The organism is Paenibacillus sp. F024 (assembly GCF_057814255.1).
In genome coordinates this window covers 139,222-165,181 of record NZ_JBVASZ010000010.1, presented here as the reverse complement: position 1 = coordinate 165,181, position 25,960 = coordinate 139,222, and the positions used below count along the sequence as shown (strand labels likewise).

The 25,960-nt window shown below is 50.6% G+C and carries 31 protein-coding genes; 7 read left to right on the top strand and 24 right to left on the bottom strand.

Annotated features, from left to right (window positions below; translation table 11 throughout):
• Positions 1-131: 131 nt before the first annotated feature.
• Positions 132-572, top strand: coding sequence for a MarR family winged helix-turn-helix transcriptional regulator (locus ACZYR9_RS12860; RefSeq protein WP_488978893.1), 441 nt, complete (start codon positions 132-134; stop codon positions 570-572).
• Between the two features lie 79 nt (positions 573-651).
• Here the strand turns inward: ACZYR9_RS12860 and ACZYR9_RS12855 are convergent, their stop codons facing one another.
• Genes ACZYR9_RS12855 through ACZYR9_RS12845 form a run of 3 tightly spaced genes read right to left on the bottom strand, consistent with a single transcriptional unit; the run spans position 652 to position 2,358 of the window.
• Positions 652-1,455: an alpha/beta hydrolase gene (locus ACZYR9_RS12855; RefSeq protein ID WP_488978892.1), complete on the bottom strand. Its 804-nt coding sequence runs from the start codon at positions 1,453-1,455 to the stop codon at positions 652-654.
• Between the two features lie 34 nt (positions 1,456-1,489).
• Positions 1,490-1,831, bottom strand: coding sequence for a bacillithiol system redox-active protein YtxJ (gene ytxJ, locus ACZYR9_RS12850; protein WP_488978891.1), 342 nt, complete (start codon positions 1,829-1,831; stop codon positions 1,490-1,492).
• 23 nt (positions 1,832-1,854) lie between these two features.
• The gene (locus ACZYR9_RS12845) at positions 1,855-2,358 is read right to left on the bottom strand and encodes a metallophosphoesterase family protein (RefSeq protein ID WP_488978890.1); all 504 of its coding nucleotides are present in this window, start codon (positions 2,356-2,358) and stop codon (positions 1,855-1,857) included.
• A 237-nt stretch (positions 2,359-2,595) separates the two neighbouring features.
• Here ACZYR9_RS12845 and ACZYR9_RS12840 point away from each other — a divergent pair, with 237 nt between their 5' ends.
• Positions 2,596-2,829, top strand: a complete 234-nt coding sequence (locus ACZYR9_RS12840; protein WP_488978889.1) for a hypothetical protein — start codon at positions 2,596-2,598, stop codon at positions 2,827-2,829.
• A 198-nt stretch (positions 2,830-3,027) separates the two neighbouring features.
• Here the strand turns inward: ACZYR9_RS12840 and ACZYR9_RS12835 are convergent, their stop codons facing one another.
• On the bottom strand, positions 3,028-3,297 hold the full coding sequence (locus tag ACZYR9_RS12835) for a hypothetical protein (protein WP_488978888.1): 270 nt from the start codon (positions 3,295-3,297) through the stop codon (positions 3,028-3,030).
• A gap of 120 nt (positions 3,298-3,417) precedes the next feature.
• Positions 3,418-4,593, bottom strand: coding sequence for a formate-dependent phosphoribosylglycinamide formyltransferase (gene purT / locus ACZYR9_RS12830; protein ID WP_488978887.1), 1,176 nt, complete (start codon positions 4,591-4,593; stop codon positions 3,418-3,420).
• 179 nt (positions 4,594-4,772) lie between these two features.
• Here purT and ACZYR9_RS12825 point away from each other — a divergent pair, with 179 nt between their 5' ends.
• Positions 4,773-5,108 (top strand): winged helix-turn-helix transcriptional regulator, encoded by a 336-nt coding sequence (locus tag ACZYR9_RS12825; protein WP_488978886.1) that lies wholly within the window; start codon positions 4,773-4,775, stop codon positions 5,106-5,108.
• Positions 5,109-5,140: 32 nt separating this feature from the next.
• On the opposite strand, the gene ACZYR9_RS12820 is transcribed toward ACZYR9_RS12825, so the two are convergent.
• On the bottom strand, positions 5,141-5,365 hold the full coding sequence (locus ACZYR9_RS12820) for a hypothetical protein (RefSeq protein ID WP_488978885.1): 225 nt from the start codon (positions 5,363-5,365) through the stop codon (positions 5,141-5,143).
• Positions 5,366-5,716: 351 nt separating this feature from the next.
• On the opposite strand from ACZYR9_RS12820, the gene ACZYR9_RS12815 reads away from it, so the two are divergent.
• Entirely contained in the window at positions 5,717-6,412 is a 696-nt protein-coding gene (locus ACZYR9_RS12815) for a response regulator transcription factor (RefSeq protein ID WP_488978884.1), read from the top strand.
• 50 nt (positions 6,413-6,462) lie between these two features.
• Here the strand turns inward: ACZYR9_RS12815 and ACZYR9_RS12810 are convergent, their stop codons facing one another.
• The 8 genes from ACZYR9_RS12810 to ACZYR9_RS12775 all read right to left on the bottom strand — a co-directional run bounded on the left by ACZYR9_RS12810 (position 6,463) and on the right by ACZYR9_RS12775 (position 12,511).
• Positions 6,463-7,200: a YhcN/YlaJ family sporulation lipoprotein gene (locus ACZYR9_RS12810; RefSeq protein ID WP_488978883.1), complete on the bottom strand. Its 738-nt coding sequence runs from the start codon at positions 7,198-7,200 to the stop codon at positions 6,463-6,465.
• A 75-nt stretch (positions 7,201-7,275) separates the two neighbouring features.
• The gene (locus ACZYR9_RS12805) at positions 7,276-7,776 is read right to left on the bottom strand and encodes a hypothetical protein (protein WP_488978882.1); all 501 of its coding nucleotides are present in this window, start codon (positions 7,774-7,776) and stop codon (positions 7,276-7,278) included.
• A 23-nt stretch (positions 7,777-7,799) separates the two neighbouring features.
• Entirely contained in the window at positions 7,800-8,450 is a 651-nt protein-coding gene (locus tag ACZYR9_RS12800) for a trimeric intracellular cation channel family protein (protein WP_488978881.1), read from the bottom strand.
• A 5-nt stretch (positions 8,451-8,455) separates the two neighbouring features.
• Positions 8,456-9,535, bottom strand: coding sequence for a Gfo/Idh/MocA family protein (locus ACZYR9_RS12795; RefSeq protein ID WP_488978880.1), 1,080 nt, complete (start codon positions 9,533-9,535; stop codon positions 8,456-8,458).
• A gap of 138 nt (positions 9,536-9,673) precedes the next feature.
• Positions 9,674-10,333: a response regulator gene (locus tag ACZYR9_RS12790; protein WP_488978879.1), complete on the bottom strand. Its 660-nt coding sequence runs from the start codon at positions 10,331-10,333 to the stop codon at positions 9,674-9,676.
• Positions 10,334-10,351: 18 nt separating this feature from the next.
• Entirely contained in the window at positions 10,352-11,722 is a 1,371-nt protein-coding gene (locus ACZYR9_RS12785) for a sensor histidine kinase (protein WP_488978878.1), read from the bottom strand.
• A 17-nt stretch (positions 11,723-11,739) separates the two neighbouring features.
• A complete protein-coding gene (gene kapB / locus ACZYR9_RS12780; RefSeq protein ID WP_488978877.1) occupies positions 11,740-12,123 on the bottom strand; it encodes a kinase-associated lipoprotein KapB in 384 nt (127 codons plus the stop codon).
• A gap of 43 nt (positions 12,124-12,166) precedes the next feature.
• A complete protein-coding gene (locus tag ACZYR9_RS12775; protein ID WP_488978876.1) occupies positions 12,167-12,511 on the bottom strand; it encodes a thioredoxin family protein in 345 nt (114 codons plus the stop codon).
• Between the two features lie 100 nt (positions 12,512-12,611).
• Between ACZYR9_RS12775 and ACZYR9_RS12770 the strand changes: the two genes are divergently transcribed.
• A complete protein-coding gene (locus tag ACZYR9_RS12770; RefSeq protein WP_488978875.1) occupies positions 12,612-12,809 on the top strand; it encodes a hypothetical protein in 198 nt (65 codons plus the stop codon).
• 73 nt (positions 12,810-12,882) lie between these two features.
• Here ACZYR9_RS12770 and abc-f read toward each other — a convergent pair whose 3' ends face one another.
• The 3 genes from abc-f to ACZYR9_RS12755 all read right to left on the bottom strand — a co-directional run bounded on the left by abc-f (position 12,883) and on the right by ACZYR9_RS12755 (position 17,577).
• Complete coding sequence (gene abc-f / locus ACZYR9_RS12765) at positions 12,883-14,496, bottom strand: ribosomal protection-like ABC-F family protein (RefSeq protein WP_488978874.1); 1,614 nt, start codon at positions 14,494-14,496, stop codon at positions 12,883-12,885.
• 127 nt (positions 14,497-14,623) lie between these two features.
• Positions 14,624-16,546, bottom strand: coding sequence for an ABC-F family ATP-binding cassette domain-containing protein (locus ACZYR9_RS12760; RefSeq protein WP_488978873.1), 1,923 nt, complete (start codon positions 16,544-16,546; stop codon positions 14,624-14,626).
• The gene (locus ACZYR9_RS12755; protein ID WP_488978908.1) at positions 16,543-17,577 is read right to left on the bottom strand and encodes a M42 family metallopeptidase; all 1,035 of its coding nucleotides are present in this window, start codon (positions 17,575-17,577) and stop codon (positions 16,543-16,545) included. The genes ACZYR9_RS12760 and ACZYR9_RS12755 overlap by 4 nt, the downstream gene beginning before the upstream one ends.
• A 127-nt stretch (positions 17,578-17,704) precedes the next feature.
• Between ACZYR9_RS12755 and ACZYR9_RS12750 the strand changes: the two genes are divergently transcribed.
• Together ACZYR9_RS12750 and ACZYR9_RS12745 are read left to right on the top strand one after the other, a co-directional pair.
• On the top strand, positions 17,705-18,034 hold the full coding sequence (locus ACZYR9_RS12750; RefSeq protein ID WP_488978872.1) for an ASCH domain-containing protein: 330 nt from the start codon (positions 17,705-17,707) through the stop codon (positions 18,032-18,034).
• 124 nt (positions 18,035-18,158) lie between these two features.
• Positions 18,159-18,590, top strand: coding sequence for a hypothetical protein (locus tag ACZYR9_RS12745; RefSeq protein ID WP_488978871.1), 432 nt, complete (start codon positions 18,159-18,161; stop codon positions 18,588-18,590).
• 18 nt (positions 18,591-18,608) lie between these two features.
• Here the strand turns inward: ACZYR9_RS12745 and ACZYR9_RS12740 are convergent, their stop codons facing one another.
• The 7 genes from ACZYR9_RS12740 to ACZYR9_RS12710 all read right to left on the bottom strand — a co-directional run bounded on the left by ACZYR9_RS12740 (position 18,609) and on the right by ACZYR9_RS12710 (position 25,959).
• The gene (locus ACZYR9_RS12740; RefSeq protein WP_488978870.1) at positions 18,609-18,899 is read right to left on the bottom strand and encodes a Dabb family protein; all 291 of its coding nucleotides are present in this window, start codon (positions 18,897-18,899) and stop codon (positions 18,609-18,611) included.
• Positions 18,900-19,008: 109 nt separating this feature from the next.
• Positions 19,009-19,929: a PP2C family protein-serine/threonine phosphatase gene (locus tag ACZYR9_RS12735; protein ID WP_488978869.1), complete on the bottom strand. Its 921-nt coding sequence runs from the start codon at positions 19,927-19,929 to the stop codon at positions 19,009-19,011.
• Positions 19,930-19,932: 3 nt separating this feature from the next.
• Complete coding sequence (locus tag ACZYR9_RS12730) at positions 19,933-21,444, bottom strand: DUF6382 and FHA domain-containing protein (RefSeq protein ID WP_488978868.1); 1,512 nt, start codon at positions 21,442-21,444, stop codon at positions 19,933-19,935.
• A 15-nt stretch (positions 21,445-21,459) separates the two neighbouring features.
• Complete coding sequence (locus ACZYR9_RS12725) at positions 21,460-21,966, bottom strand: A24 family peptidase (RefSeq protein ID WP_488978867.1); 507 nt, start codon at positions 21,964-21,966, stop codon at positions 21,460-21,462.
• Complete coding sequence (locus tag ACZYR9_RS12720) at positions 21,963-22,619, bottom strand: TadE/TadG family type IV pilus assembly protein (RefSeq protein WP_488978907.1); 657 nt, start codon at positions 22,617-22,619, stop codon at positions 21,963-21,965. Before ACZYR9_RS12720 ends, ACZYR9_RS12725 begins: the two co-directional genes overlap by 4 nt.
• Positions 22,620-22,640: 21 nt before the next feature.
• On the bottom strand, positions 22,641-24,959 hold the full coding sequence (locus ACZYR9_RS12715) for a TadE/TadG family type IV pilus assembly protein (protein ID WP_488978866.1): 2,319 nt from the start codon (positions 24,957-24,959) through the stop codon (positions 22,641-22,643).
• Positions 24,952-25,959, bottom strand: coding sequence for a TadE/TadG family type IV pilus assembly protein (locus ACZYR9_RS12710; RefSeq protein WP_488978865.1), 1,008 nt, complete (start codon positions 25,957-25,959; stop codon positions 24,952-24,954). Before ACZYR9_RS12710 ends, ACZYR9_RS12715 begins: the two co-directional genes overlap by 8 nt.
• Position 25,960: the final 1 nt, after the last annotated feature.

The following is a 25,960-nucleotide window of genomic DNA, read 5'->3' as shown; positions in this document are numbered from 1 at the left end:
TCCCCCGCTCAATCGTAAAATTTGCTATGAATCACATTATATCTCAAAATGAAAGCTTGAACAAAGATATGACAAGATGAACTGTTCTTGCTGTGTGATTTCGTTTCGCCATATAATACATATGAGGTGAAATGATGGAATCCAAAGAAGCGCTCGAGCATTTTGTCATGTATTTACAAACCATTAACCGCCATTTACGCTCCCAACTATTTGATCAGCAGGAAACCTCGCTAACCCGGGTACAATGGCTGCTGATGCGAAATCTTTACCGCACCGGCGCCTCGACGATCGGACAGCTGGCCGAGCATCTTGATGTTCGATCCAGCACCATGTCGCAAATGGTGGACCGTCTCGAAAAAGCGGGGTTAGCCATTAGGGAAAGCAGCGATCCGGATGCCCGGGTAAGATGGGTGAAGCTCACGGAAGAGGGTAAACGGGTGATTCGCCAAACCGAAGCCTTGTGGGCGCAAACTTTATCCGAGCCGTTCGAGCAATTCAGCGAAGCTGAGAGACAACAGTTCCTGGAATATATGCACCGTTTATCTGAAGCTCTCCCTGCCAAAAAACTCTAAGTATTCATATTAAGACAAATAAGCCCACCTGCCTCGGTACCAACCGGTACACCAAGGAAGCGGGCTTTCTTTGCAGCCATCAGGCTATGTCCGATGTGAAGCTTCGGTTGATGAACCTTAGTGCTTCAGGCAAATGCCCTCCAAAATAATCCCAGTCATGGTCTCCTTCAAACTCCATGTACTCATGTTCATACCCCAGCTGATCCAAAAGCGCTTTGTATGCGGAGTTTAAAGGATACAAATAATCGGAGAAGCCGCAGTTAAAATGCAGCGCCGGGCGGATCTCCTCCCGTACGCGGCGCGAAGCGAGCACATGTAAATCAAGCTCTTTCACATAAGGTCCATGCACAGGACCGATCATTCGGACAACCTCAGAGCGAAGCATTTGCTCCGTCATTAAATTCACAGACATGAGCGCACCGGATATGCTTGCGGCTGCGCCGAAGACTTCCGGATTTCTCAGTGCGAGCACGAAAGCGCCGTAACCGCCCATGGACAAGCCGCATACAGCTCTATGCGAGCGGTCGGCAATGGTACGAAACTCGCGGTCGATCGCGGGGATCACGTCGTACAGAACGTAATCCTCAAACTGTCCGCTGCCGTCATACCAGTTCACATAGAACGTTCCGTGACCGTACCCGCCGTCGCTAATCATCACTACGATGCTTTCCCTGAGCGCTCCGGAAGACATCATTCCATCCAGCGTAGTTTCCGCATTCCCCTTGACGGTCCAGCTGGTTTCATCGCCATACAGTCCGTGAAGCAAATAAATAACGGGATACCGCGTTTCCTCAGACTGCCCATAGCTATCAGGAAGATACACATGGCATACTTTTCGTGAATACAAAGCGCCTGAAAAAAACGAAAACGGCTTCACACTCATTCGGTCGCCCTCCTTTGCCTGTATCGGTGCGTCATTAATTCAGAACGGCACTCATATGCTGCTTGGTGATCGACCAATGCGAGGTATTCCAGATCGTTTCCTTATTTTTGATATATAAAATCTGTGGAGACGCATGCTTGACACCCGTATCCTCGGCGATTTGATTGGATACCGGACGGGATTCGATCACTTTGACCATTATGTAATCGACATCGGTATTCGGCGTTTTGCCCAGATAGCCTTCAAATTCCTCCAAAGCGTTGGAACTGACCGGACAAGCCGTACTGTGCTTGAGCACCACAACCGGCTTTGAAGTGGTTCCTTCAAAAATCGTGTTCCATTCCTCGTTTGTCGTAATCTCTTTCCACTGTGCCATGAGTTCCGCTTCCTTTCAATTCTTTATTTATGATCGTAATAATGATGCTCGGCTTCCACTTCGTCTCCAAGGCGAAGAATGCCAAATGAATAACGGGGCTGTCGGCGTTTATCGGTCGGCGATCCGGGATTGAACAGCAGCATGCCGCCTCTTCTTTCCATATGGGGCGAATGCGAATGTCCGAATAGAATCACGTCCACAGTACCCTTGCCATCCGCATTGCAGAAGGCCTGGAAGGCCGTATCCGGTGTAGAACGGCTCCCATCGCCGTGAATCAGGCCAATGCGGTATGATGCAAGCTCCAGAACCTTGCGCCGGCCAAATCTGCGGACGATTTCAGGTCCGTCATTGTTACCGGCAACGCCGTCTACCGGGGCCAAGTCAGTGAAAAGATCAACCACTTCCTCATCAATCCAATCACCGGCATGGAGAATCATGTCCACTCCTTGAAGACCTTGCACCAAGGCTTGAGGCAGTGATTTGGCTCTTCCGAACATGTGTGTATCCGAAACGATACCGATGCGCATCGAACCCCTCCCTTCTTGAATGTTTATCCGTTTATTTTACCATAGTTGCTTTTAAAAGAAAAAAAGTACACTGAAGATAACGACAGATTAGCACAGCTTCCAATCCATGCAGCAGCCTTGCAGACTCATCCCCAACGCATTCATGGTACCTCGCCCAATTTACATGGGCAAGCATCAATAGTGTACAGCAGCGCATACGTTGTATCATGAATTCGAACTTTATGGAGGAGATAAAAAATGACTTATATTCCTTATGCGTATCCTGGCGGTCACTATCCATATCCGGGTCACCATCCGTCTTACTACCACCCTTGGGGCTATCCGCCGCATCCGGGCTGGCATGGGGGTTGGCACGGCCCACATGGAGGCTGGTACGGTCCGCACGGTGGCTGGCATGGCGGATGGTACGGAGGACCTGGACAAGGCAGTCACGGCAGCGGGCATCGCTCCAATTCCAGCACTTCCAAATAACGGATGAATCAATCACAGAGGGAAGAAGGGAACCACACCTTTTTCCCTCTGTTTGATTAACTTGCCATTTCATCTCTTTGAGGAGAACGGCATATTTCGAATACTAAAACCCATGAGCGACAAGGCCCATGGGTTATATCGTCCGGTTATGGTTTGTGCGGATACTGCCGCAAACGGGCTGCGGACGGCACGAAGAGCTTACGGCATACCTGTCATATTCAACGCTTGAGAGGATATATCTTCCTTAAAGCGTGTCATGCAGTTGCACAAATAATCTTTTCGGCAGATCGGGCAAGGCTCTTTAAGCAGACGGTTAATATGAGTAGCCTTCGCGCCTCCGGAAGCGTCTTGTTCATAAATAAGACGGCAAACCGTCCGGTCCTTAAGCTGAGCTACGATTTCGAATAACCCGTTCTTCGAATTGTGACTGACGATTTTGGCATCGACGACTTGAGGATTATATGCCATCTTCAGCACCTCTTTCCTTTATGTATTAAAGCGGCAATCCGTTTGCAATATGAATCATATCGTTTTTTGACGTTCTACGTCAAGCGACGGGACGTGTGATTCATACCAAAGAGGACTGCATTAGTACTCCATGCGCAGACACGATGCCGATTCCTTAGCCTGCTTCCGCGCTTGCTCAACATTATCGGCTGAGCTTAGCGCCACAGCCATTCGGCGGCCTTTCTTTGTTTCGGGCTTCCCGAATACGCGTACCTGCGAATTTGGAACCGCAAGCGCCTCTTCAAGTCCCCCGATACGGAATGTCTCCGTCTCCCGATCCGCTTTTAAGGTATAGGATGCCCCCGGCGTCAGAAGGCGAACCGCCGGGATAGGAAAGCCCAGAATCGCCCGTACATGCAGAGCAAATTCAGACAAATCCTGCGTCACCATCGTAACCATTCCCGTATCGTGCGGACGCGGACTCACTTCACTGAAATAGACGCGGTCCGGAGCCAGGAACAGCTCGACACCATAAATCCCTGCCCCGCCCAGAGCATCGGTAATCTCTTTTGAAATACGCTGCGCTTCCTCAATTTGAGCTTCGCTCATAGCATGCGGCTGCCAGGATTCGATGTAATCGCCATCCTTTTGAATATGGCCTATAGGCGCACAGTACGTCGTACCCGAAACGGAACGGACCGTAAGCAAAGTGATCTCAGAATCAAATTGGATAAATTCCTCTACGATCACACGGGTTTTTTTGGCCCGCCCGCCTTCCATCGCAGCATTCCAGGAAGCTTCTACATCATCCGGAGTGCGGCAAACGCTTTGCCCTTTTCCCGACGAACTCATAATCGGTTTAATGACGCACGGCGTCCCGATTTGCGCTACGGCCGCGCGAAGCTCCTCCAGGCTGTCGGCAAAGGCAAACTTCGCCGTCGGCAGGCCAAGCTGTTCAGCCGCAAGCCTGCGGATTCCTTCGCGGTCCATGGTGAGTCTGGCCGCAGCTGCCGTCGGCACAACCTTATATCCTTCCCGTTCCAAGTCCACAAGGGTCGGGGTGGCAATCGCCTCGATCTCAGGGACGATCAAGTCCGGCTTCTCCAGCTCAATGACCCGTCTAAGCTCTTCGCCGTCCAGCATGTTTATGACATGAGACCGGTGAGCCACCTGCATCGCCGGAGCATTGGCATAGCGATCCACAGCAATGGTTTCTACGCCGAGCCGCTGCGCTTCGATCACTACCTCTTTACCCAGCTCGCCCGAGCCGAGCAGCATTATTTTTTTCGCTTGTCCAGAAAGCGGTGCACCATACATGTAAAAGTTCCTCCCAAAATCTAATCATTTTTTTGCCTAACGCAGTTATACTGTACTTGAAGAGATTTTTCAAGAAAATTTTAGAAAACAAATCCAATAAAAGAGTAAAATTATATTTTAACCACCTTACATTTGTCAAGTTAATTATGTTAGAATAGAAAGAAGAAGAGGTGAGGACGATGACAGAAAAATCGCAACCTTCATTTGCCAAGCAGCAGCTTTGCCCTAAATTCGAAGCTGCTTTCGAAATACTCGGTAAACGCTGGAGCGGTCTGATTATCCGGGCTTTGCTCGAAGGACCCTGTCGTTTCAAGGATATCTCCGAGATGATCCCCGGCATGAGCGACCGGATGCTTGCCGAGCGGTTTAAGGAGCTGGAGGCAGCAGGCTTGATCAGCCGGCATGTATATCCGGAAACACCGGTTAGAATCGAATATCAGCTGACCGATAAGGGAAAAGCGCTGGAGCAGGTAATGAATGCCGTACAAAAGTGGGGAGAAACGTGGGTCAAATGACCTTCGTCTCCCTTCTGTAATTTATATTGAGGTTATTCATAATGCAAAGGCTCCGCCGTAAGCGATACCGGATAAAAAAACATGCGTTGGCCGCATTGCGGGCATTTCATTTTAACATCAAGCTCGTTCAAACCGTTCATCGCCATACAAAAAGAAAAAGACGATTCATGATTGATCGTCTGAACAATATCTCTATGATAAACATAATCGCAGCCCGAAGTACTGCAGCAGGAGCGAACCTTATAACGGTTGTTCATAAGAACCGCACATCCCTTCCAAGAATGGTTAACGTGTCACCAAAACAAGAAACGACACTCTTCTTGGTATCCCCTCTCACAGGGAATTTATGTAATAAAAGGCTGTTATTTCAATATCATATGCAATCGTTTTTTCTTGGAATATTTTCTCATTTTCTGTAGAATAAGCTTAACGAGTCTAATTAGGTCAATGTACATACATAATATGCTCAAGTTTTCATCTACGAATCAGGTTAGGCGCGGATCTTTCCTTTTATATTATAAAAGCAAAAGGTTAGAAAAGTTTTAAATTCCATACCCTGGATTTATTAGTTTTTCTAACATTTTCTTAATAAAGAAAGGTGGCATGTCATGTCTACAATATTGCTGGTTGAAGATGATCAAACGATCGCAGATATGATATCCATTTATATGGGGGAAGAAGATTATACGGTATTTCGTGCAGCGGACGGTCACCAAGCTAAACGAATGTTCTTGGAGCATCCTCCGGACGTCGTGATCCTCGATCTAATGCTGCCCGACACGAACGGCTTGGAGCTTTGCATGCATTTTCGTTCCTTATCCAGCGTGCCGATTATGATTGTATCTGCCAAGAATGAAGTATCCGAGCGTGTAAATGCGCTGATGATCGGCGCGGATGATTATCTGTGCAAGCCCTTCAGCATGCGTGAGCTGGCCGCTCGGACAACCGCCTTATTAAGACGCTCCTCCATCAACAAATCGGTTCAAACAGCCGTCGCCGATCCGCAAACCGCGCTCCCAAAAGAATTGACCCTCGATTTGGAAAAGCGCTGTATCTACATGAGGGGCATCCCGATTGAGACGACGTATTCCGAGTTTGAAATTATGAAAATTTTTTGGCTTCATCCCGGCAAGGTCTTCTCCCGCGAGGAGCTGCTCAATAATATTCGCGGGGTCGATTCCTTCGTTACCGAACGTTCCGTGGACGTGCATGTCACCAACCTGAGAAAAAAGCTGGAGGCCGATCCCAAGAAACCCAAACATATAAAAACCGTATGGGGCGTCGGATACAAATTTGAGCATTAATAAAACTCCTGTACGCGGTTAGGATGACCGTCACAGGAGTTTTAACTTTGTTATTTTCTTGTATTCGTATCGTCGGGGAATACATATTGAATCATCGTATTGAACTCGTTCATATAATCCGTAAACGTGCCGCGCTCTTGTTCCTCTTTAGCATAAAGGCGAACCCGCTGCACAAAGTTCGGATTGGCCGATACATATACATGATCGATATTGGTCGGCGCATGCTGCTGCACCAGCTTACGGATCTCATCCGATAAGCTGGTTGATAATCCGCCTGTTTCCGTCCAAGAGTATTGGTTCGGACCTCGTTCAGAAGCAAAAATCCCCATACCGCCCGTTGGAGTAACCCGGTAATTCATCATATCGGGCGAAGCTTCGGATTCCGGATTATGACCTTCCAGTACAACCGCTACATAACCGTTTACTTCGGCAAGCAGTACCTGGGCTTCTTTCACTCCAGGGAGGCTCTTCACCTTCTCGGCCAATTGCGGGTCAAAACCGGCCGTATTCGTCAAATGAGGGTTTGTCATATCGAGCTGCTTACGTCCGGTGTACTCCGTTCCCTTCCGATTTTGCTGCTCATCTACCCAGCGCTGCTTCACTCCCATGGAAGGGTCCTCGTTGTTTCGCGTACCCCGGTCGAACAGCGCCTGCTGACGGTAATCCTCCATCCCTCCTCCAGGACGGCTGGCCTCGGGCTTGTTGCCTGCGCACGCCCCAAGAAGCAGCAAGCAGACTGCCGCGGAGATAATAACTACTGGGCGCTTCCGGTTTGTTCTCATGATCATCCTTCGATCGTCCTCCTGTTGCTTGCCTTGATCGACTCACGCTTAGGATGAATCACCGTCCGGAAAATATGCGCATTATTCCTTATTTTCTCCCTTTTCCTTGTTCAGTTTGTCCAAAAGCTCCCGGACCTTATCTTCGGAAAGATCCCCTGCCGCCTTGAATGCTGCGAGCTGCTGCGCGATATCAAGTCCAATCGCCTTATGCTCCTCTTCTTCCGCCGCATATGAGGGATCGAACCAAACATAATCCCCCTCCGGACCATTCCTTAAAAAGGCCTTATCCCAACGATCGGGATAATCATACAGCTGCTCTCCAAAGAGCAGAGCGAGCACATCATCACTGCTTAGAGGCAGCAATTGATGAAATACTTCCTCCTGCCCCAGTTGCGGTCCAACAGCCTTGAAATTCCTGTGCAGATAGGAATAGTGCAAATAATGCTCTCCGGTTTGTTTGTCTTTAGCGATTTCATACATTTCATGCTCAAGCTCTTTTAATGTACGAACGGTTTCCAATCGTTGTGCCAGCACATCGGATGGTACACGTTTCCACTCGGTCCAAGATCCGCTCAAGGTCATATGGCATCGAAGCTCCTTTAGCTCTATAAATTTTTACCGTCTAAATGATCCCTCTGCAGTCGCAGCGAGCGCCGGGGCAAACGCCATTGGAAGGTCACCGAAAGCATACGCAAGGTGACAATGAGCACGAACAGGAATAACAAAGGCCAAGAGCCCTGAAACCAGCCCAAACCTATTAGGAGACCCGCAAGCATGGCCCATACGGCGTAAATCTCATCGCGCAGCACCAGAGGCTTCCGGCCGGCCAGCACGTCGCGGATCATACCCCCGCCGATTCCGGTCAGCATCGCAGCCACAATGACGGCACTGAGAGGCACATTCATCTGTGTCGCATACAAAGCCCCCTGGATGGAAAAGGCTGCCAAGCCGATGGCGTCAAACAGTGCCTCCCAGGTTTTCCAGCGGCGGATCCAGCTCACGGGTACGATAAAAACGAGAAAAGCGGCAAATAACGCAATTTTTAAAAAGATGCCTTGGTTCCACAACGTGGAAACCGGTATCCCGATCAATACATTGCGGACGACTCCGCCTCCAAAGGCTGTGACAAAAGCCAAAACAAACACGCCAAGAATGTCGTATTCTTCTTCCATGGCGACAACCGCACCGGAAATGGCAAAAGCAATCGTACCGATAATGCTGAATAATTGTAAGTTTAGCTCCAACAGATCATTCATAGGAATTAATTCAGATTCCAATCCAGAGTTACGACATTGCCCGTGCGCGACGATTCATAAATGGCTTCCAATATCAGACTGTTCGTTAATCCCGACATAGCTGAAGTAATCGGCTCCCGGTTATTTCGGATGGACTCGATAAAATGCCGGCTCAGTCTGACTCTTGAACCTTCATCATCCTGCTGCGCAACAAGCTCCACATCGGCCGTACGGTCGAAAAGCTCGGTGTGCAAGGAACCCTTACCGCCGCGCAGCGAGACTCCGCCTTCCGAACCCATGACATAAATGTAAGGTCCGTTATCCTGGAAGGTCGTGTGCGCGGCCCAGCTAACGTCCAGTGTCAATGTGCTGCCGTTATCCAGCTTGATTAAGGCCGTAGCCAGATCCTCCACATCATAGAAACCGTTCCAATCGGGCTTGCCCCAGGTGCCGATGCCTCTCTTCTTAGGCCCAAACTCCGCGTACGTCGTACCGAACACGGAAACCGGCTTCGGATTACCCATGAAGTGAAGCGACAGATCAAGCATGTGTACGCCCAGATCGATCAGCGGACCGCCGCCGGATTTATTCATCCGGGTAAACCAAGTGCCCCAGCCCGGAATTCCTTTGCGCCGCATCCAGCCCGCCTTGACATTATAGATATGTCCCAGTGCACCCTTGTCAATTTGTTCTTTTACCTGCAGATTGACCGATTCCCAACGCATTTGATGCGCCATCATCAGCACTTTACCGGACTTCAGATATACCTTCATGATTTCTTTAGCCGAAGCGGAATTTATTGCCATAGGCTTCTCAAGCAGTACATGCTTGCCGGCTAGCAAGGCATCGATCGCTATCGGAGCATGAGATTCGTTAGGTACGGCGACAATGACCGCATCAATGCTAGAATCCTGCAGCAGCTCCTGGTATGTAGGATACATTTTCGGAATATTGTATTGCTTGGCCCTTTCGATTGCCATAGGCTGGTACACGTCCGTAATTGCGACGATCTGCGCATCGGACACTTTGCCGAATTCTTGAAGATGGACGTTTCCGATTCCCCCTGCGCCGATAATGCCGATTTGAATTTTATCATTTGTACTCATCGCTTTCCTGTCCTCCGTTTGCCGTGTTCTTGCTTCCAAACTGTACCTACTATATCACATACCCGGCTGAAAAGTGTAATTGAAAAAACGGCCTCCTGCGGGCGCATTCACCCTCGTCAGCCGCTTCCTTAAAAAGGGCTACAAAATGCCCATATCCTTTGCTTTTTGCGCCGCTTCTTTACTGCTCTTGCCGCCAAGCTTCTTGAGAATATTCCCCACATGAACCTTAACGGTACGGATGGAGATCACAAATTTGTCGGCGATTTGCGTTTGGGTATGTCCCTTTTCGATCAAATCAAGCACCTGTATTTCCGTAGGTGTAAGCAAATTTTTGAGTTCGTTGACCCGCACCTCCTGCTCCAGCTGCTTAAGCCGCCGGAATTCCTCCCTCATGTGTGCGGCTGCGCTTGGATGGATGGCGCTGCGGTTGGCGTATGCGCTGCGGATGGCCTGCGGGATTTCGGTGAAATTCGATTTGACCATGTAGTCCACGGCTCCGGCTTTGAATGCGTCGAATATCATTGCCTTATCCTCCATGGAAGAAAGCATAATGACACGCGCGCCGCTGCACTTGACGATTTCCGCCGCAGCCCATAAGCCTTCCGGGCTATCGGACATCATGATGTCCATCAAAACGACGTCGACCTCCGTTTTTTCCAGAAGCTCCACTGCGGCTTCCCCCGAGGACGCATGACCGGCCAGCTCAATGTCCGGCTCCTTGTGCAGATAGCTTTGCAGTCCGCGCAGCCAGTCCGGATCATCCTCCACGATAACGACACGAATCCTGCTCTGCTCCATTCAACCCAACTCCCTTTCCTACGCAAGCGGTTTCCGTTTTGGAAACTGCATGAAAACACTGGTGCCCTGACCCGGTTTGCTGTGAATACTCATTGTGCCTCTGTGCTTCTGAACTATATTATAACAGTAAGACAGGCCCAATCCGAAGTTCATTTTTTTGCCTGATTTGGTCGAGTAGAACGGGTCAAACACCCGCTTTAACTGATGCTTTTCCATTCCCGGTCCGGTATCCTTCATCTCGACGACGATTTTGCGCTTCGTTTCCGTCAATTTGACCGTAAGCCGTCCGCCGTTAGGCATTGCTTCCAATGCATTGGTCAGGACATTCGTCCAAACCTCTGTGAGCAGCAGCCGATCAGCCGTCATGGTGCCGTCATACCTATATTCTTCAGCCACTTCAATTCCCGAGAGCTCGGGTGACAGCATGTGCAGGCACTGCCGCATAAGTTCTGCCGGACGGATTTCTTCAGGCGCAAGCTCCACCTCTTGGGTCTGTCCCTGAATGCGATAAATCATGTCGTAAATATGCTGAGACGCCTGCAGGATGACTTCCACATCCTGAATGACCTGCGAAGGATCCGCCTGTCCGGACACAGCATCCGATTTGATCTTATCGCCAAACAGCCTAATTTTGCCCACATCATTTTTAATAGCATGGTTCAAAATGGAGGTTCCCGATGTAATGGCGCGCAGCGTATAATAGAGCTTTTGGTTTTGGATCGAGATTTGAAGTCCCATGAATCCGTAACGGGAGCTGGATACGATAATTACAGCTAAAGTGAACGCAATGACCCAAGCATTGTAACGCCACCATTCATAGGTTTCAAAGAAGGGCGGCAGCAAATAAAGCGTAAACATCGCAAAAAATAAGGTAGGCGCCGCGGCCGCCGTTGTCATCATCCGGCTGCGACGAAGAAATGAATTGCGCTCCTTGAGCGTGGCTGCCACAAGCAGACTAATGCCCGTCAATATATATGGGACTGCCCATAGAGTGACATAACTATAAGGAATAGGTTCGTTCAGCTTCGGCTCAAAAGCAAATGACAACACCACCGGAACAAGCAGCAGCCAAGGGATATAGCGTCTTTTGGTCCAGAAGGAATAGCCGGGATAATAAACCAAGGCAAACATTAGGAAGGTATAAGGCAGTCCGTAGTAACAAATTCGGGAGCAGACCGTTTCCACAACGGGCAGCAGCTCCGCCAACAGGTCCGTCAGCCAGCCGCGGCTGTCCAAATAAGGTATAAGCTGATCTCCAATCACGGCCGCCATGGCCCCGGACCCACCGGTAAACGCGATGCTGCTGATCCACCGGGTCGTTTGCCGCCTCGGGTCGGTCACGATCAGAAGCATTCCGATCGTCCATAATCCGATGAGTACAAACAGCATAGCCTAACACTTCCGTCCTATTTATATTCTCCTTTCAATAGCTCCAGCTCATCGAGGCAGCGCTCGGCCCAACGAATCATCCGCTTCAGCTCTTCTGTCTCGCGCTGCAGGGCGTTGTTCAATGATTCTTTATAATCCGGTACCGGACCGCTGTAGGGCCGGACGGTATTTAAAGGCATCAATGCAATTTCTTGGTACGCAAGAGCGCGTCTCTGATGAAAGAACGCCACATCCGGATCCATATTCGTGTGTAAATCACCCTGGGTCGGGTGCTTGACTACAGCCAAAATTTTCACTGCAGCTTTTACGTTCGAGGTCTGCTCCACCACTTCACCGATATATTCTCCTGTTTTGTAGGAAGCTCTTACTTTTGCTCCCGGTTCATAAACGAAGGTTTCCATAAATAAAATCGTCTCCTTTTTTTTATATTACTGCAGCCGATGGTTACAACGGCCGCGCTTCATTCTTGTTCTCATCGAGCATCCACCCGCGCAGCTCCTGCACCGTCCCGAGGCGATACAGAAGTGCGGAGGGGCTCCCGCCTTCGAGCCGGACGAGACAAGGAACACTCCCAATTTGCCAACCGTTAGCCAGCCTAGGGGCGTAATTGATATTGCAGAGGCCGACAGGAATGTCCGGGTGCATGGCCGCTACCACCTCCAGCATGCGCATACCCACCTTACAAGTCCCGCAAAGCGGTGTATAAAAGTATATAAAGCAGGAACCCTTATTCTCCGCTTTAGCCGCTGACCGTTCCAGCAAATCTTTCTCTGACCATTCCGGCAGCATCGTCTGCCCCCCCTCCCCTCGGCTTTATTTTTTTACAGGTTGCTTCCATGTGTACAAATCTATTAGAATGTAGCTATACATGACAAGGCAGGTGTGAAAGATGTCGGACTCCACGAACACAAACGAACCGCGCAAGATCAGCCTGGCGGATGCCATCAAAAACAAGCTCGCGCAAAAAAAACAAGAACAGAACGGAGCCAAGGGAAACGCTCAGCAGCGTGCGGGCAACGATGCCGTCATGCGCAGCCAGAACAATAAAAAGCCAAATAACCAAAGACGCCGTACCGGCGGGAGCTAATCCTGCGCGCCGTATGGGAAAGAAGGATGAGCACCGCTTGCTTGGCGGCAGCTCATCCTTTTTCTTGTTTTCGTTATGCGTACAGCACTTCACGCTGCTTCTTGATCTCATCATTTTCCAAGTATTCATCATACGTAATGCTCTTGTCGATCAAGCCGTTAGGAGTAATTTCGATGATCCGGTTCGCAATGGTCTGCACGAATTGATGGTCATGAGAAACAAAAAGAATCGTTCCGTCGAAATCGATTAATCCATTATTGAGCGCCGTAATGGATTCCAGATCCAAGTGGTTTGTCGGCTCATCCAGAATAAGCACATTGCCGCCGCTCATCATCATTTTGGAAAGCATACAGCGCACCTTCTCGCCCCCGGACAGCACGCTCGCCTTCTTCAATGCTTCTTCACCGGAGAACAGCATGCGTCCAAGGAAGCCGCGGAGATATGATTCGTCCTGATCCTTGGAGTATTGACGCAGCCAATCGACCAAGTTCATGTCTGTATCAAAGTAAGCCGAGTTGTCTTTCGGGAAATAAGCCTGCGAAGTCGTTACTCCCCAGCTGAATTCGCCCGAATCCGCTTCAATCTCGCCCATCAAAATTTGGAACAAAGTGGATTTGGCAATACCGTTAGGTCCAACGAACGCAATCTTATCGCCTTTGTTCACAGTAAAGCTGATATTGTTCAACACCAGCTGTCCATCGACGGTTTTGTTGATCCGGTCGACCGTCAGCAGCTGCTTGCCCGCTTCACGCTCCGGCGTAAATTTGATGAACGGATACTTTCTTGTGGAAGGTTTAATGTCTTCAAGCTGCAGCTTCTCCAGCGTCTTCTTACGGGAGGTCGCCTGCTTCGATTTAGATGCGTTCGCGCTAAACCGCCGGATGAACTCTTCGAGTTCCTTGCGCTTCTCATCTACTTTCTTGTTCTGCTCTCTTACGAGCTTCAAGGCCAGCTGACTCGATTCGTACCAGAAGTCGTAGTTGCCGACATACAGCTGAATTTTGCTGAAGTCGATGTCCGCGATATGCGTACACACTTGGTTCAAGAAGTGACGGTCGTGGGATACTACAATGACAGTACCTTCGAATTTGGCAAGGAAATTCTCCAGCCAGTTGATCGATTCGATATTCAAATGGTTCGTAGGCTCGTCGAGGAGCAAAATGTTCGGATTTCCGAAAAGGGCTTGCGCCAGCAATACACGTACCTTCTGGTTCCCGTCGAGCTCTTTCATTTTCACATCGTGCAGATCTTTCGGAATACCAAGTCCGATCAAGAGCTCAGCCGCATCGGATTCCGCCTGCCAGCCGTCCAAATCCTGAAACTCGCCTTCCAGCTCCGCTGCGCGCATGCCGTCTTCCTCGGAAAAATCCGGCTTGGCGTACAGCGCATCCTTTTCCTCCATAATTTGAAACAACCGAGCATGGCCCATAATGACCGTTTTGAGCACTTCCACTTCTTCATATTCAAAATGGTTCTGCTTCAGCACGGCCATACGCTCGCCCGGCGTAATGCTGACTTCGCCTTTATTGGGTTCCAGCTCGCCGGACAAAATTTTCAAAAAGGTCGATTTGCCGGCGCCGTTAGCTCCGATCAAGCCATAGCAGTTACCAGGGGTAAATTTGATGTTGACATCCTCGAATAAAGCTCTTTTTCCGTATCTCAAGGTGACGTTTGTAACGGTAATCATCTAATCAAAAACCTACTTTCCGCAATAGACTGAAGCACCTCCTTAACGGATGGCGGCTTCCAAATTTATATTATAGCATAATTAGCATACGGTTCCCAATACGTGTAAACTTTTTTTGTTCTGCAGACTATTTGGTCTGTGCAATGGCTTCCACCAGCTCAGACAGCTCCGCCCACCGATCCATCGTCTGCTCCAGCTTGGCGCTGAGCTCCTGCTCCTCACGGTACAGGTCCTGGACCTTGCCGTAATCGCTCCCGGCCTTTTCAATTTCCTGTTTAATCATTGCCAATCGCTCCTCCAGCCCGGCGATAACCCCTTCGATTTCGTCCCACTCCTTTTGCTCCTTATAAGAAAGCTTGCGTGCACGGCTGCTTTCGCGTTTATCGCCGGCGGCAGCTTCAGATGCTTCAGCCGGTTTGGATTCCCGCTTGCTCTCAGCCTCAGCTTGTTTGTACTGCTTGACTGTCTCCATGTATTCGGTGTAATTACCATAAAAGCGGCTCACCCGACCTTCCCCTTCGAACACAAACAAGTGATCGGCCGTCCGGTCAAGAAAATACCGGTCATGGGATACGGTGATGACCACACCCGGAAAATCCTCCAGATACTCCTCAAGGATCGTAAGCGTCTGGATATCAAGGTCGTTGGTAGGTTCGTCCAGCAGCAGCACGTTCGGCTCTCCCATCAGTGTGCGGAGCAAATAAAGCCTGCGCTTTTCTCCGCCCGAGAGCTTTCCGATCGGCGTCCATTGCTGAGAAGGGGTGAACAGGAAGCGCTCAAGCATTTGCGCTGCGGTTACCGTATCCCCGCTGGCCGTACGAACGACCTCCGCCGCCTCCTTGATATAATCGATGGCGCGCTGCTTGTCATCCATTTCCACGCTTTCCTGCGTATAATACGCCAGCTTTACTGTCGATCCGAGTTCAATAGACCCTTGATCAGGCTCGATACGCCCGGCCAGCATGTTTAAAAACGTCGATTTGCCGGTGCCGTTCGGTCCGATAATCCCGACACGGTCTTCCGGGAGCACGATATAGCTGAAGTCTTCTACCAAAGTACGGTTTTCGAACGATTTGGAGACGTTCTCCAGCTCCATAATTTTTTTGCCCAGACGGCTAGCGCCAAGCGAAATATCCAGATTCGCAGCCGGCCCGTCCGTTTTGCGGTCGCGCAGCTCGATGACGCGATCCACACGCGCCTTCTGCTTCGTCGTTCTAGCCTTCGCTCCCCGGCGCAGCCACGCCAGCTCACGGCGCAGCAGATTTTGACGCTTATCTTCCTCCGCCGCTTCCCGCTCAAGCCGTTCCGCCTTCTTCTCAAGAAACGATCCATAATTTCCTTCATAGCTGAAAAGCTTGCCGCGGTCCAGCTCAAAGATTCGGTTGGTCACGCGGTCCAGAAAATATCTGTCATGCGTAACCAGCAGCAAGGCTCCCTTCCACTTGCTTAGGAAGTCCTCCAGCCACTCTACGGTTTCGTGGTCGATATGGTTAGTGGGCTCATCCAGAATCAGTAAATCTGCCGGTTGGATGAGCACCCGCGCCATCGCTACACGTTTGCGCTGTCCTCCGGAAAGCGTACCTACCTTTTGTCCGAAGTCGCGGATGCCGAGCTTGGTCAGTACGGTCTTGGCTGTGGTCGACGCATCCCACGCTCCAGTGATATCCATTTGCTGCTGCGCGGCAAACAGCTTGGACTGCCGTTTCTCATCCTCGGGCGCCAGCTGCAGCTCGGCGAGCGCCCATTCGTATTCCCGAAGTGCCAGCATAAGCGGAGTGTCACCGTAAAACACCTGTTCGATTACGGTAGAATCCGAATCGAAGGACGGATTTTGCGGCAGGTACTCGACTTGAAAATGATTGGAATGAAGCAGCTTGCCCTGCTCCAAAGGCTCCAGTCCGGCCATGACCTTGAGAAGTGTCGATTTGCCGGTGCCGTTCACGCCGACAAGTCCGATTCGCTCCTTTTCATTGATCTGGAAATTAATATCGTCAAAAAGCACCTTTTCACCATAGCTTTTGGACAAATGTTCAACAGTCAATATGTTCACGAGGTTCCTCGCTCCTTCGCAATAGAATACGGCTCGGCAGGCTCCGTCACGTAAGCGGCGAGCAGTGCCGTTGTCTGTTCGATCGCTTCGATGTGTGTCCGTTCCATCGCGTGGGAAGCGTGCACGCCCGGTCCGATCAGCGCGGCCCGGATGTTGCTGCCGGCCCGAAGCGCAGCGGATGCATCCGAGCCGTAGTGAGGATAAATGTCAACAGCGTGCTTCAGACCCTCCCGCTTGGCCAGCTCGATCAGCCTGGTGGTCATCGCATAATCATATGGACCGGAAGAATCCTTGGCACAAATCGAAACATCGAACTCGGTGCATGTCAGATCATCGCCTATGGCCCCCATATCGACGGCGATCATTTCTTCGATATCCTGCGGAATCCAGGCGGCCCCGTGACCGACTTCCTCATAAGTGCTGATCAGGATCTTCAGCGTACGTGCAGGCACGAGCGTCTCCCGCTTGATGAGCTCAAGCAGACCGAACAATGCGGCCACTCCCGCTTTATCGTCCAGATGTCTCGATTTGATATATCCATTCGCTTTAAACTGCGTTCTCGGATCAAAGGAAATAAAGTCCCCCGGACCGATGCCGAGCGCTTGTACCTCATCCGCATGGCTGACCGCTTCATCAAGACGCACTTCCATGACCGCTTCTTCCCGCTTCAGCTCGCGTGCATCCGAAAAAACATGAACCGACGGCTTGTTACTCAAAATGGTACCGTCATAGGTTCTTCCGTCACGGGTATGAACACGGCAGTATTCATTCTCCACGGACCCCATCATATACCCTCCGATCAGGGTAAAGCGCAGGGCACCGTTCCCTTTGATCGAACGGACCATGGCACCCAGTGTATCAACGTGACCGGACAGACCGATAACAGGCTTCTTCGTGTGACCCTGTACCTCAATAATGCCGCAGCCTTTGGGCGTAAAGTCCATCGAAAACCCGAGTCTGCCGGCTTCTTGTGCAAGCTTGTTCATGATCTCTGTGCAATAGCCGCTTGGACTCGGCGTTTCGAGCAGCATGCTCAACACCTGCAGCACGTAATCCTGATTGACTTTCCATTTCAAGGTCTTCGCCCTCTTTCTTGCTTCTGCTCTCATTTTCGTGTAAGCTACGGTTTGGATCCAAAATAAGGAGGTTTTATTTCATATGTCAGAGACGTTGCCACCCAAAACATGCAGCATCGACCGCCTGGTAACTAAGGAGGACGACGTAGAAAAGGTGCTTAACGGCGAAAAAACGGCGACTCGCCGCAACGGCCGCTACGCCGATATCGGCGAGATCATGGAGCTCAAAGGCCGCAAATTCGAAGTGACCAAGGTCTATCAGCAATCCTTGGGAGAGCTCACGGACGAAGCCGTCCAAACCGAAGGGTTCCCGAATGTGGAAGCTTACAAAAACTACATATTGTCCATGCACGCGGGAATGCCTTGGCTTCCTCAAATGAAGGTGTGGGTACACGAATTCCGCGCAGTATGATATGCAAAAACAGTGTAGCCGCTTTTTTGACGGTAACGAAGGCTGCGGTCCCCCGCACTCCGCCCGTCAACAGGCGCCTGCTACACTGTTTTTTTGTACTCTCAAACGTTGGAGGCTTTATTCCATGTATCCTTGGCTTGTATTCATCCATTCCATTAGCGCGATGGTGTCGATCGGACCTTACATCGTGCTCATTCCCATGCTCCGGAAGCTGAAAAGCTCAGAGGGAGCAGTGACGGATTCCTATCTGGATTCGTTCCAATTCACCGTCCGCTTATCCAAGCATGCCGGTCACGTTCTCGTCGGATCCGGATTGCTTCTGATGTGGCTGGGTGACTGGCCCTGGACAACACCATGGATTGCCGGCACATTTATCGTATTGTTCGTCTCATTGTTCTTCCTTGCCCGCGCCTTTTCTCCTACGATCCGCAAGCTGCGAGAGCCAGGCCATGACCGCGCCGCCTTGGTTCGAAAGCTGGGACGGGCGCTGTACATCTATCTATTCGTACTTCTCCTGATGCTGTGGCTGATGATGATGAAGCCTCAGCTTTGGTGAAAGCCGCTAAAGCCGGAATCAGCTCTCGAAATCAACGCAAATGCCGGTTCCGTCGAGCACCTGCTTCATGTGCGCTTTCACCTCAAGATGGAGCGGATGATTATCGTAGGTTTGCAGGTCTTCCAGCGAATCGAACTTCGTAATCAGCGCAATATCGTAAGAACGGTCCAAATGAAGCACGTCGGTACCTACTTCAATATGGCGAAGCACCGGAATTTTCCCCTCCATATTTTTGAGCACATGGTAAGTCGCCTGTACGGACTCCGGGCTCCGGTCTTTCAGCTTAAACATCACTACATGTGTAATCATTACACTCGCTCCCCTTTGGTTACATCAGCTGCGAAAATAAATTTTACGATCTGTCTAAAGAAGATCTCTTTATCAGCAATTCATTATACCATTGGAAGCATCCTGTAATCTACTGAAACCCCGACTTCAATTTATGGATAATGAGAGGATATACTCTGCGTATTCTTTTCAGCAATAGAATACAAAGCTGAAACCGGACATATACATGCTTACCGATCGACATAGGTGCCGAACTTAACGGCTCCAGAAGCATTAGACTGATATTGTCCTCCGATTTCTTCCGTAAAGCCCCGGCAAGCAGTTCATCGCACATCTCTTGCGCGTCCGTTTCGCTTTGCATCAGCTTGCGAAGCATGGAAGCTATGGATGGATCGGAAAAAAGTTTATGAAAGCCGTCACTGCTGACGAGAAACAAGGTATGGGCCGAATACAAGCCGGAGCGTATGTAAATATCAGGATTCTTACTCATGCCAAGAAACTGCAGCAGCACGTGACGTTTCGGATGCGTGCGGGCACGTTCTTCCGACATCCGTCCCCTGCGCACCTGATCAGCGGCCCATGAATGGTCTCGGGTCAGCCGGTCGCATTGGCCATTGGGCTTGACGCGATAGATCCGGCAGTCGCCAACATGGATAACGGTATACACAGGCTCATGAAGAATAAGCAGCGTCAGCGTCGTGCCAAGCACACAGTTTCTTTGGACCGCCGCATCGCTGATTTCCCGATGGATCGAAAGAAAGAGCTCTTCTGCCTCCCGCTCTAACTCCCCTGCCCCTGAACGGTCTGACGTAGGCAGCACAAGAGGCAAGCGATCCTTGAGCCATGCTTTTACCCTTTGCAAGGCAAGCTCGCTGGCCCAACCGCCATCCGCCGATCCTCCCATTCCATCGGCTAGGGCTGCTGCGGCGTAAGGCCTGCCGTCCCTTCCCCTGCCCATTCGGAGCATGGAACGATCGTCATTCAATGTGCGAAACCACCCTGAGTGCGTGGCCGCCCCGTACCTCCAGTGTACAGCAATCGTTTTTTTCACTCGCTAAGACCCCATTTTGAACGTAAATTCGGTCGTTACGATCCTTACTATATCACCTTCCTTCAATGGCTGCACCTGGTATGGCACCAGAGCTTCCCCATTCAGGGCCGTACCGTTGCGCGAGCCCAAGTCACGGATGCCATAGCCGTTTGGCTGTTTTGAGATTTCCGCATGAAGACGCGACACTCCTTCCTCTGTATGGAGCATGTCCGCTTCTTCAACAGCGCGTCCTATGATGAAGCCGGGCTTTAAAATGTACGCCTTCTCCCTCATGCCGTCCTTGGCGAACTCCAAATAAGGCTCATCCCGCTTGACCTTCTGTACCAGCCTTCCCAGAAAGACCGTTGCATCGGGCGGGCTAAGCAACGTCGTTCGCATGGCCAACTGGGGAGTGGGGGTTAGGGAAGGAAGCGGATCCTCCGGTAGCTTCTCTTCCCTGTACGCTTCCTTCTGAGACACGTGCTCCGCAAGTCCGATTCGCGAGAAAAAGCTGTCGTCCCCATTGGCATCCCCGTAATCAGGAATCCAATTTTCGACGGACATCTCTGCCTCAGCCTCGGCTTCGGCTTCCTCGGCTTTACGAATGCTGCGCAGATAGACAAATGCCACCGCACCGAACAGCACCGTCAGTCCGGCAGAGAGATACAGCATCCGATCTAGCGGATAGTCGGCATATAGCTTCCATATCATACCCCACGCCAGCGCAGTGATCAGCAGGGTCCCCAACCGCTTCTTCTTCCTCTGATTTTCAGCCTCATTTTGGACTTCGGATGCTTCACCTGTTGACAGGTTCGATAAAAGGTCCTGTTCGTGCTGACTAACGCTAGCTTCTTGCCGCACTTCCGGTTTTTCAGCGAACCTCCGTTCAATAATGGACGGTTTGTCTATCCGTTCAAAAGACGGAGTAACTCCCACGGAAACGGCTGCAGGATTTTCCTGAAGAAGATTTAACTGATTAAGCAGCAGCTGTTTGAACTCAGGCAGGTTGAAGGATTCTTCCTGAAAATAGCGCATCAGTACTTGAAATCCGCTGCCATGAAGCTCGGTAACTCTGGGGATCCATTGGGATGCCAAGGCCTGCAAATCCGAGGCTGCCGAATGCTTTTCTTCTAAATTTTCTTTTGGAATATAGGTTAAATACAGATCCTGTATTCCGCTGCCGCAATAGATGTATTCCTCCTTTAGCACATACTGTCCCGGCTGCAGCATATACATTTTGCTGTCATCCAATATTTCGACGATACGCAGCAGAAGCTGATAATATTCTTGAAGCGTCAGCCTTTCCATACGGAGCCAATAGGCAAGCATTCTCTTGCCCGTGATCTTGTAGAGAAGCCGCATTTGGCCGTCCTTTGCCTCGACCTGCAGCTCAAGCAGTCTTGGAATCCGGTTTGCCGAGAGCATATTGATTTGAAAGGAAGATATATCCTCCTCTCCATGAGGAAAAGTGAGAATCATATAATGCCCATGCTCGCTTACGTAGTTTACTTGAAGACCATAAAGCTCTTGATTCAATCCGTCCTCCTCCTTTTAGCCTAAAATAAAGGTGTAAGCCGCCCCTGGAGCAACAGCCCACATGAACGGAAAACGCAGACGGCTGACCGGATCCGCTGTCCAGACGATCGGGGTCAAATCACGCAAAATAACGATACGCAGCAAAAACCAAGCCGCATCTCTGAGCCTTTGGACACCGTCGGTGCGCCACAACAAAATGAGTACCGCGATACATCCCGCAATCAAAAGGGAAGCAGCCATCGCATACAAGACCGGGATGGCGCCAACCAGTGCCCCTAAAGCGGCGAACAGCTTTACGTCACCGGCAGCAACCGCACGTATCGCATATAATGCCAGCATCGGCAAGAAGCCGCCTAGAAATCCAAGACCGGTAAGCCATAAACCGTTCCATCCGTCCGCGGCGATATGGTAAAGCATCCCCGTCACCGTTCCCGCAGCCGTAAGCCAATTCGGAATTTTATGCTTCGTAATGTCCGATATAAACGCAATCGACAGCATCAAGCCGGCCAGCCACAGCGTCATCCTGCTCCCCCTCCCACCCATGCGCGCTCCGTCGCTCTTTTTCGAAGGATGACCGTTTTTCTGAAAAAAGGAACCGCAAATGTATATTCATACTGTGCCTCAATACTCACAAAGGCCTCCTCATGATTATTGAAATCGGGAAACGAAAGCCTGGTTACCAGCAGCTTCTCTTTATCCAACCGATCCGTCGCGGCCAATGAAGCAAGGATAGGCGTTGCCGCTTTCGCCAGCTGACGCTCGAGTTCCTGCTTTGCTCCATCGACAGCGGAGGCCCCCAATGCCTCAAGCTGTTCTCTTCGTTCTTGCTCCCATTGGGCTAATCGTACAAGGGGTTCCGGAATCCATCGTTCGTATTGTTCGATGAATTCTTCGGTATCCAGCACCTTTTGTCTTGCCGAATCCGCCTTTGCAGCTGCATGACCAATCCAGACGCTCGCCCGGCTGTCGGACCACTGAGCTTGCCCTTCTCTGTACAATTGCTCTACAGGATACATATTCGCCGCAACGATCTTTGCCGATTCCGTAACAGCCGACTGCAAGGACATCTCCGCAAGTGATAGCCGTACGAACGCTGTGAGCAGTGTTACGAAGGCGATAAAGAAAGGAAGCGTCAACGCCGCTTCCAATACGATACTGCCCTGCTGCTCTTTCATAAAACGCAAGTGCTTCGCCCCCTAATATGTATAATCCGCCGTCTTGGTGATCCGGCATCGGTTCCCTTCGATCACACAGCCGGAAAATTCCGCTTTCCCAATGGTGTTCATCACCCGCGGAAGAAACCACAGCTGAAAGGAAGTTGAGGCCATGCCCGACACATAGGTCGATGCTTCCCGCAAATCGACTCCGGTATTGACCTGCAGAAGTCCTTGCATACGGGATAAAAGCTTCTCTTCTTGGCCGTGTAATAGTAAGAACACCCGCAAGTAGTCTTTGTATCCCAAAGTGAATGCATTGCCCAATTTGCCCGAAACGGGGAGCTGCTCTCCCTGAATAAGCCTAGCCATGTCCTGCTGCGCTTGAAACGCCCCTTCTGTGATCGCCGTAAGCAAAACAAGCAGTGGGGACCCTGCATTCAGCACCTTGCTTTGCGGCTCGAGAAGCGATTCCAGTATCCCAACCGCCAGCCGAAACGCGAACATTTCCGCATAGGCCAATGAGTAATTCCCTGCGCATGACCCTGAACCGTAAAGCAAGTACTCTACCTCTTGGTTCATGAGCGGATGCTGCTCAGGCGCAGAAAGCTCTTTGGACGATTTGACCCGGCCGAAGGCGTCTTTTTCCAGACCTAACGTACGATAGCTAAATTTACTTACAGCAAATTCTTTGATATAAGAATCATCTCTGATCTCCGTCAAAGCATGCTCAAGCGCAGAAACCAGCCTCAAAGCCGACAAACCGGCCTCATCCGGATTTTGCAAATTCACGTCAGGAACTGATGCTGATGCATTCCCGGCTTGATTCCATTCCAAATAGGCTTGAACATAGCCTGTACTTCCGCGTTCGGCCGGATTTCCTTGCAGCTCTTTGTAATATTTCTCATAAGAATCCGACCCGCTGATCAAACTGCAGCTGCCAAGTCCTCTCTTAACCTGATCCAGCACCGCTTGCGTTTTGGACCGCTGCTCCCGCTTAGCCATCCGGTTCGCGCTGCTTCCGCGTCGACGCTCTTCTTCTCCAGGGTTATACCTGGAGAATACGTCTTCCGCCTTTTGTCGGAAACCATCCAGAGAAGACATAGTGGCGGCATACTTCTGCTGTGTGAACATTAATCCGTCTTGGATTTGAGCATGTACTCCGTAAAACTGCGAAATCGAGGAGCTGATGCCGACCTCCTGCTCTTCCAGAGCTTGTCGGTCTACAAGCTGCACACGGGCGAACACTTTTTCCGCTTCCAAAGCACCTCCGCCCCCAGATTGTGCAGATCCTATTCGGGATATTTCGGCATTGAGCTCATCGTTTGCCTTCTTGGCCAGATTCATTGACCGGCTGTATGCTTCATGAAGCTTGCTTAAAGCTTCCCTATCTATCGCCGATTTAACTTTAAGCATAGCGAGCACTTCTGCATAGCGGATGAGATCCTGCAAAAGCTGCTCGTACTCCATAACCTTTTGCACGGCTTCATCCAGTTGACGCTGAAGATCCATACGGGCTTGATGCAGCTGGGCCATCGATTCGGCCGTCACTGCTCCGGCTGAAACCATCGCAAAGATCGTTCCATCCAAGCTTTTGATCTGATGTTGAATGATTTCCGCCTGGGCTTTAACATTTTGAAGCGTAGCTCTGACATTCTCGATGGTTTGAATTCCGATGCGCCCGCTAAGCTCGTTTAAATCACGCAGGTGCGCTTGATAGAACGGATGCATATCCGCCGCCTTTTGACGGATAGACAGAAATGCTTCCCAAGTCTCATCCAAACGAAGGTCTCTTTCCTCCAACAGCTTCTCTACCCGAGCTGCATTTTCCCCGAACCGGGAGGCTTGACCCAGTCCGGCAGCCACCCCGGTTTTCTTGAGCTTGTCGGCCAGCTCCAGCCCATAAATCAACGGTGCACGGTATTTCATCTCCTCCAGGATTTGCTGTTTAAAGATGCCATGGTTAGAAAGTGCATACATAGGCGTGATCCTTGCCGAACCGTCTTCATACCGCTGGTCGATAAAGCGAAAGCGATCCGGTTCTGCCGCTTCAGACACATTGCCGGCAACAGTTCGTTCAAAAATCTGGTTTGCTCTATCACCTTCGGAATGAAGCGAATAAAGTCCATACGTCTGCAGCGATTTGGAATATGCGGAGAGCGTAGAGCGGACCCCGGCCTTTACTGCATTTTCCGCTTCTTTTTCCGCGGTTTTCCATCTCACGACATCAATCAGCAGCCCGCATAATAAAAAAATGGGAACGAGGACCACAATCAAATAGATCGAGACGGCACCGCTCTGTTCCTTCCAAAGCCGGCTCCAGCTTCTCAGCTCCTCCACCTCCCGATTCGTTTTATTCATGAATCACCACGATGATCCCGCTTCGCTCCAGGTCACGCAGAAACCCGGACGATAATTTTACCTTGGCTTGATCGGACCGCTTGAAAAAATGCCAAACAATGCCCTTCACCTTTCCGTTTTTAAGCAGCTCGGCATCTTTGGGCATCTGCACCTCCCGTAATTGTTTTTCTGTAAAGTGATAGTAAGCCGCATGAGCTACCCCGCTAGCATCCATTGCATCAACGATTCGTTTCGTCCCGGGATGAACCTCTATTTCGCTTTCCTTGCCACTTACCAAGACCTGCAAGTATTTCGCCGCCTGATGATGACTTCCAATTTTCTGACGCTCTTTAACGGAGGTTTTGGGCTCAACCATTGCGGCAAGCGCATCATTAGGCTTGATGCGACCTTGAATCTCTCCGATAAAAGTCCGCGTAAGATCGGTTAAGCGGATCGTCTCCGCCGGGTCAACCACATAAGATCGGGAGGCTTCGCTGACGTTCGTTTTTCCCCACAGACTTTCGGCGAAGTCAGGAAGGTGCATCGGCTTTTCAAGCGCCGCTCGAACGAAACGCAGCAGGCCAAAATTTTCGTAGTTCAACTCTCCTTGAAGCTCATCGGGTGAAAGGGTATTCGCCGCTCTTGCCAGCTTGCCTTGAGGACCGCTATCCGCGTAATTGATGTTTTGCGTCAGCGGAAATTTGACGGATGCGGACGGCATCGGCAGCAAAAAGCTGAACATATGGGAAGCATTGTCGTTTGTAAGCCGCCAATACAATCCGTCATTCTCTCCCGCCTTCACGGCGCCCGTTAACGGATCCTTTTTACTGTTGTCCCATATGTAGGCCGCCCGTTCTGACGTCATGGCCGTCGTATACTGCAGTGAAGCATGATGATAACTAAAAAGCGCGAGAAATAAGAGCAGCACCGTCGCCAGAAAAATGACCGGCAGCGTAAGCGACGCCTCCAATGTGATTTGACCGGCACGGTCCCTGAGAAAGCGTTGGATTCGCTTATTCATT

What these genes read in the sequence shown, in the direction of transcription:
- ACZYR9_RS12860 (WP_488978893.1), top strand. Translation starts at nt 132, where the DNA reads ATGATGGAATCCAAAGAAGCGCTCGAGCATTTTGTCATGTATTTACAA.
- ACZYR9_RS12855 (WP_488978892.1), bottom strand. Translation starts at nt 1,455, where the DNA reads ATGAGTGTGAAGCCGTTTTCGTTTTTTTCAGGCGCTTTGTATTCACGA.
- ytxJ (WP_488978891.1), bottom strand. Translation starts at nt 1,831, where the DNA reads ATGGCACAGTGGAAAGAGATTACGACAAACGAGGAATGGAACACGATT.
- ACZYR9_RS12845 (WP_488978890.1), bottom strand. Translation starts at nt 2,358, where the DNA reads ATGCGCATCGGTATCGTTTCGGATACACACATGTTCGGAAGAGCCAAA.
- ACZYR9_RS12840 (WP_488978889.1), top strand. Translation starts at nt 2,596, where the DNA reads ATGACTTATATTCCTTATGCGTATCCTGGCGGTCACTATCCATATCCG.
- ACZYR9_RS12835 (WP_488978888.1), bottom strand. Translation starts at nt 3,297, where the DNA reads ATGGCATATAATCCTCAAGTCGTCGATGCCAAAATCGTCAGTCACAAT.
- purT (WP_488978887.1), bottom strand. Translation starts at nt 4,593, where the DNA reads ATGTATGGTGCACCGCTTTCTGGACAAGCGAAAAAAATAATGCTGCTC.
- ACZYR9_RS12825 (WP_488978886.1), top strand. Translation starts at nt 4,773, where the DNA reads ATGACAGAAAAATCGCAACCTTCATTTGCCAAGCAGCAGCTTTGCCCT.
- ACZYR9_RS12820 (WP_488978885.1), bottom strand. Translation starts at nt 5,365, where the DNA reads ATGAACAACCGTTATAAGGTTCGCTCCTGCTGCAGTACTTCGGGCTGC.
- ACZYR9_RS12815 (WP_488978884.1), top strand. Translation starts at nt 5,717, where the DNA reads ATGTCTACAATATTGCTGGTTGAAGATGATCAAACGATCGCAGATATG.
- ACZYR9_RS12810 (WP_488978883.1), bottom strand. Translation starts at nt 7,200, where the DNA reads ATGATCATGAGAACAAACCGGAAGCGCCCAGTAGTTATTATCTCCGCG.
- ACZYR9_RS12805 (WP_488978882.1), bottom strand. Translation starts at nt 7,776, where the DNA reads ATGACCTTGAGCGGATCTTGGACCGAGTGGAAACGTGTACCATCCGAT.
- ACZYR9_RS12800 (WP_488978881.1), bottom strand. Translation starts at nt 8,450, where the DNA reads ATGAATGATCTGTTGGAGCTAAACTTACAATTATTCAGCATTATCGGT.
- ACZYR9_RS12795 (WP_488978880.1), bottom strand. Translation starts at nt 9,535, where the DNA reads ATGAGTACAAATGATAAAATTCAAATCGGCATTATCGGCGCAGGGGGA.
- ACZYR9_RS12790 (WP_488978879.1), bottom strand. Translation starts at nt 10,333, where the DNA reads ATGGAGCAGAGCAGGATTCGTGTCGTTATCGTGGAGGATGATCCGGAC.
- ACZYR9_RS12785 (WP_488978878.1), bottom strand. Translation starts at nt 11,722, where the DNA reads ATGCTGTTTGTACTCATCGGATTATGGACGATCGGAATGCTTCTGATC.
- kapB (WP_488978877.1), bottom strand. Translation starts at nt 12,123, where the DNA reads ATGGAAACCTTCGTTTATGAACCGGGAGCAAAAGTAAGAGCTTCCTAC.
- ACZYR9_RS12775 (WP_488978876.1), bottom strand. Translation starts at nt 12,511, where the DNA reads ATGCTGCCGGAATGGTCAGAGAAAGATTTGCTGGAACGGTCAGCGGCT.
- ACZYR9_RS12770 (WP_488978875.1), top strand. Translation starts at nt 12,612, where the DNA reads ATGTCGGACTCCACGAACACAAACGAACCGCGCAAGATCAGCCTGGCG.
- abc-f (WP_488978874.1), bottom strand. Translation starts at nt 14,496, where the DNA reads ATGATTACCGTTACAAACGTCACCTTGAGATACGGAAAAAGAGCTTTA.
- ACZYR9_RS12755 (WP_488978908.1), bottom strand. Translation starts at nt 17,577, where the DNA reads ATGCTGCTCGAAACGCCGAGTCCAAGCGGCTATTGCACAGAGATCATG.
- ACZYR9_RS12750 (WP_488978872.1), top strand. Translation starts at nt 17,705, where the DNA reads ATGTCAGAGACGTTGCCACCCAAAACATGCAGCATCGACCGCCTGGTA.
- ACZYR9_RS12745 (WP_488978871.1), top strand. Translation starts at nt 18,159, where the DNA reads ATGTATCCTTGGCTTGTATTCATCCATTCCATTAGCGCGATGGTGTCG.
- ACZYR9_RS12740 (WP_488978870.1), bottom strand. Translation starts at nt 18,899, where the DNA reads ATGATTACACATGTAGTGATGTTTAAGCTGAAAGACCGGAGCCCGGAG.
- ACZYR9_RS12725 (WP_488978867.1), bottom strand. Translation starts at nt 21,966, where the DNA reads ATGACGCTGTGGCTGGCCGGCTTGATGCTGTCGATTGCGTTTATATCG.
- ACZYR9_RS12720 (WP_488978907.1), bottom strand. Translation starts at nt 22,619, where the DNA reads ATGAAAGAGCAGCAGGGCAGTATCGTATTGGAAGCGGCGTTGACGCTT.
- ACZYR9_RS12715 (WP_488978866.1), bottom strand. Translation starts at nt 24,959, where the DNA reads ATGAATAAAACGAATCGGGAGGTGGAGGAGCTGAGAAGCTGGAGCCGG.
- ACZYR9_RS12710 (WP_488978865.1), bottom strand. Translation starts at nt 25,959, where the DNA reads ATGAATAAGCGAATCCAACGCTTTCTCAGGGACCGTGCCGGTCAAATC.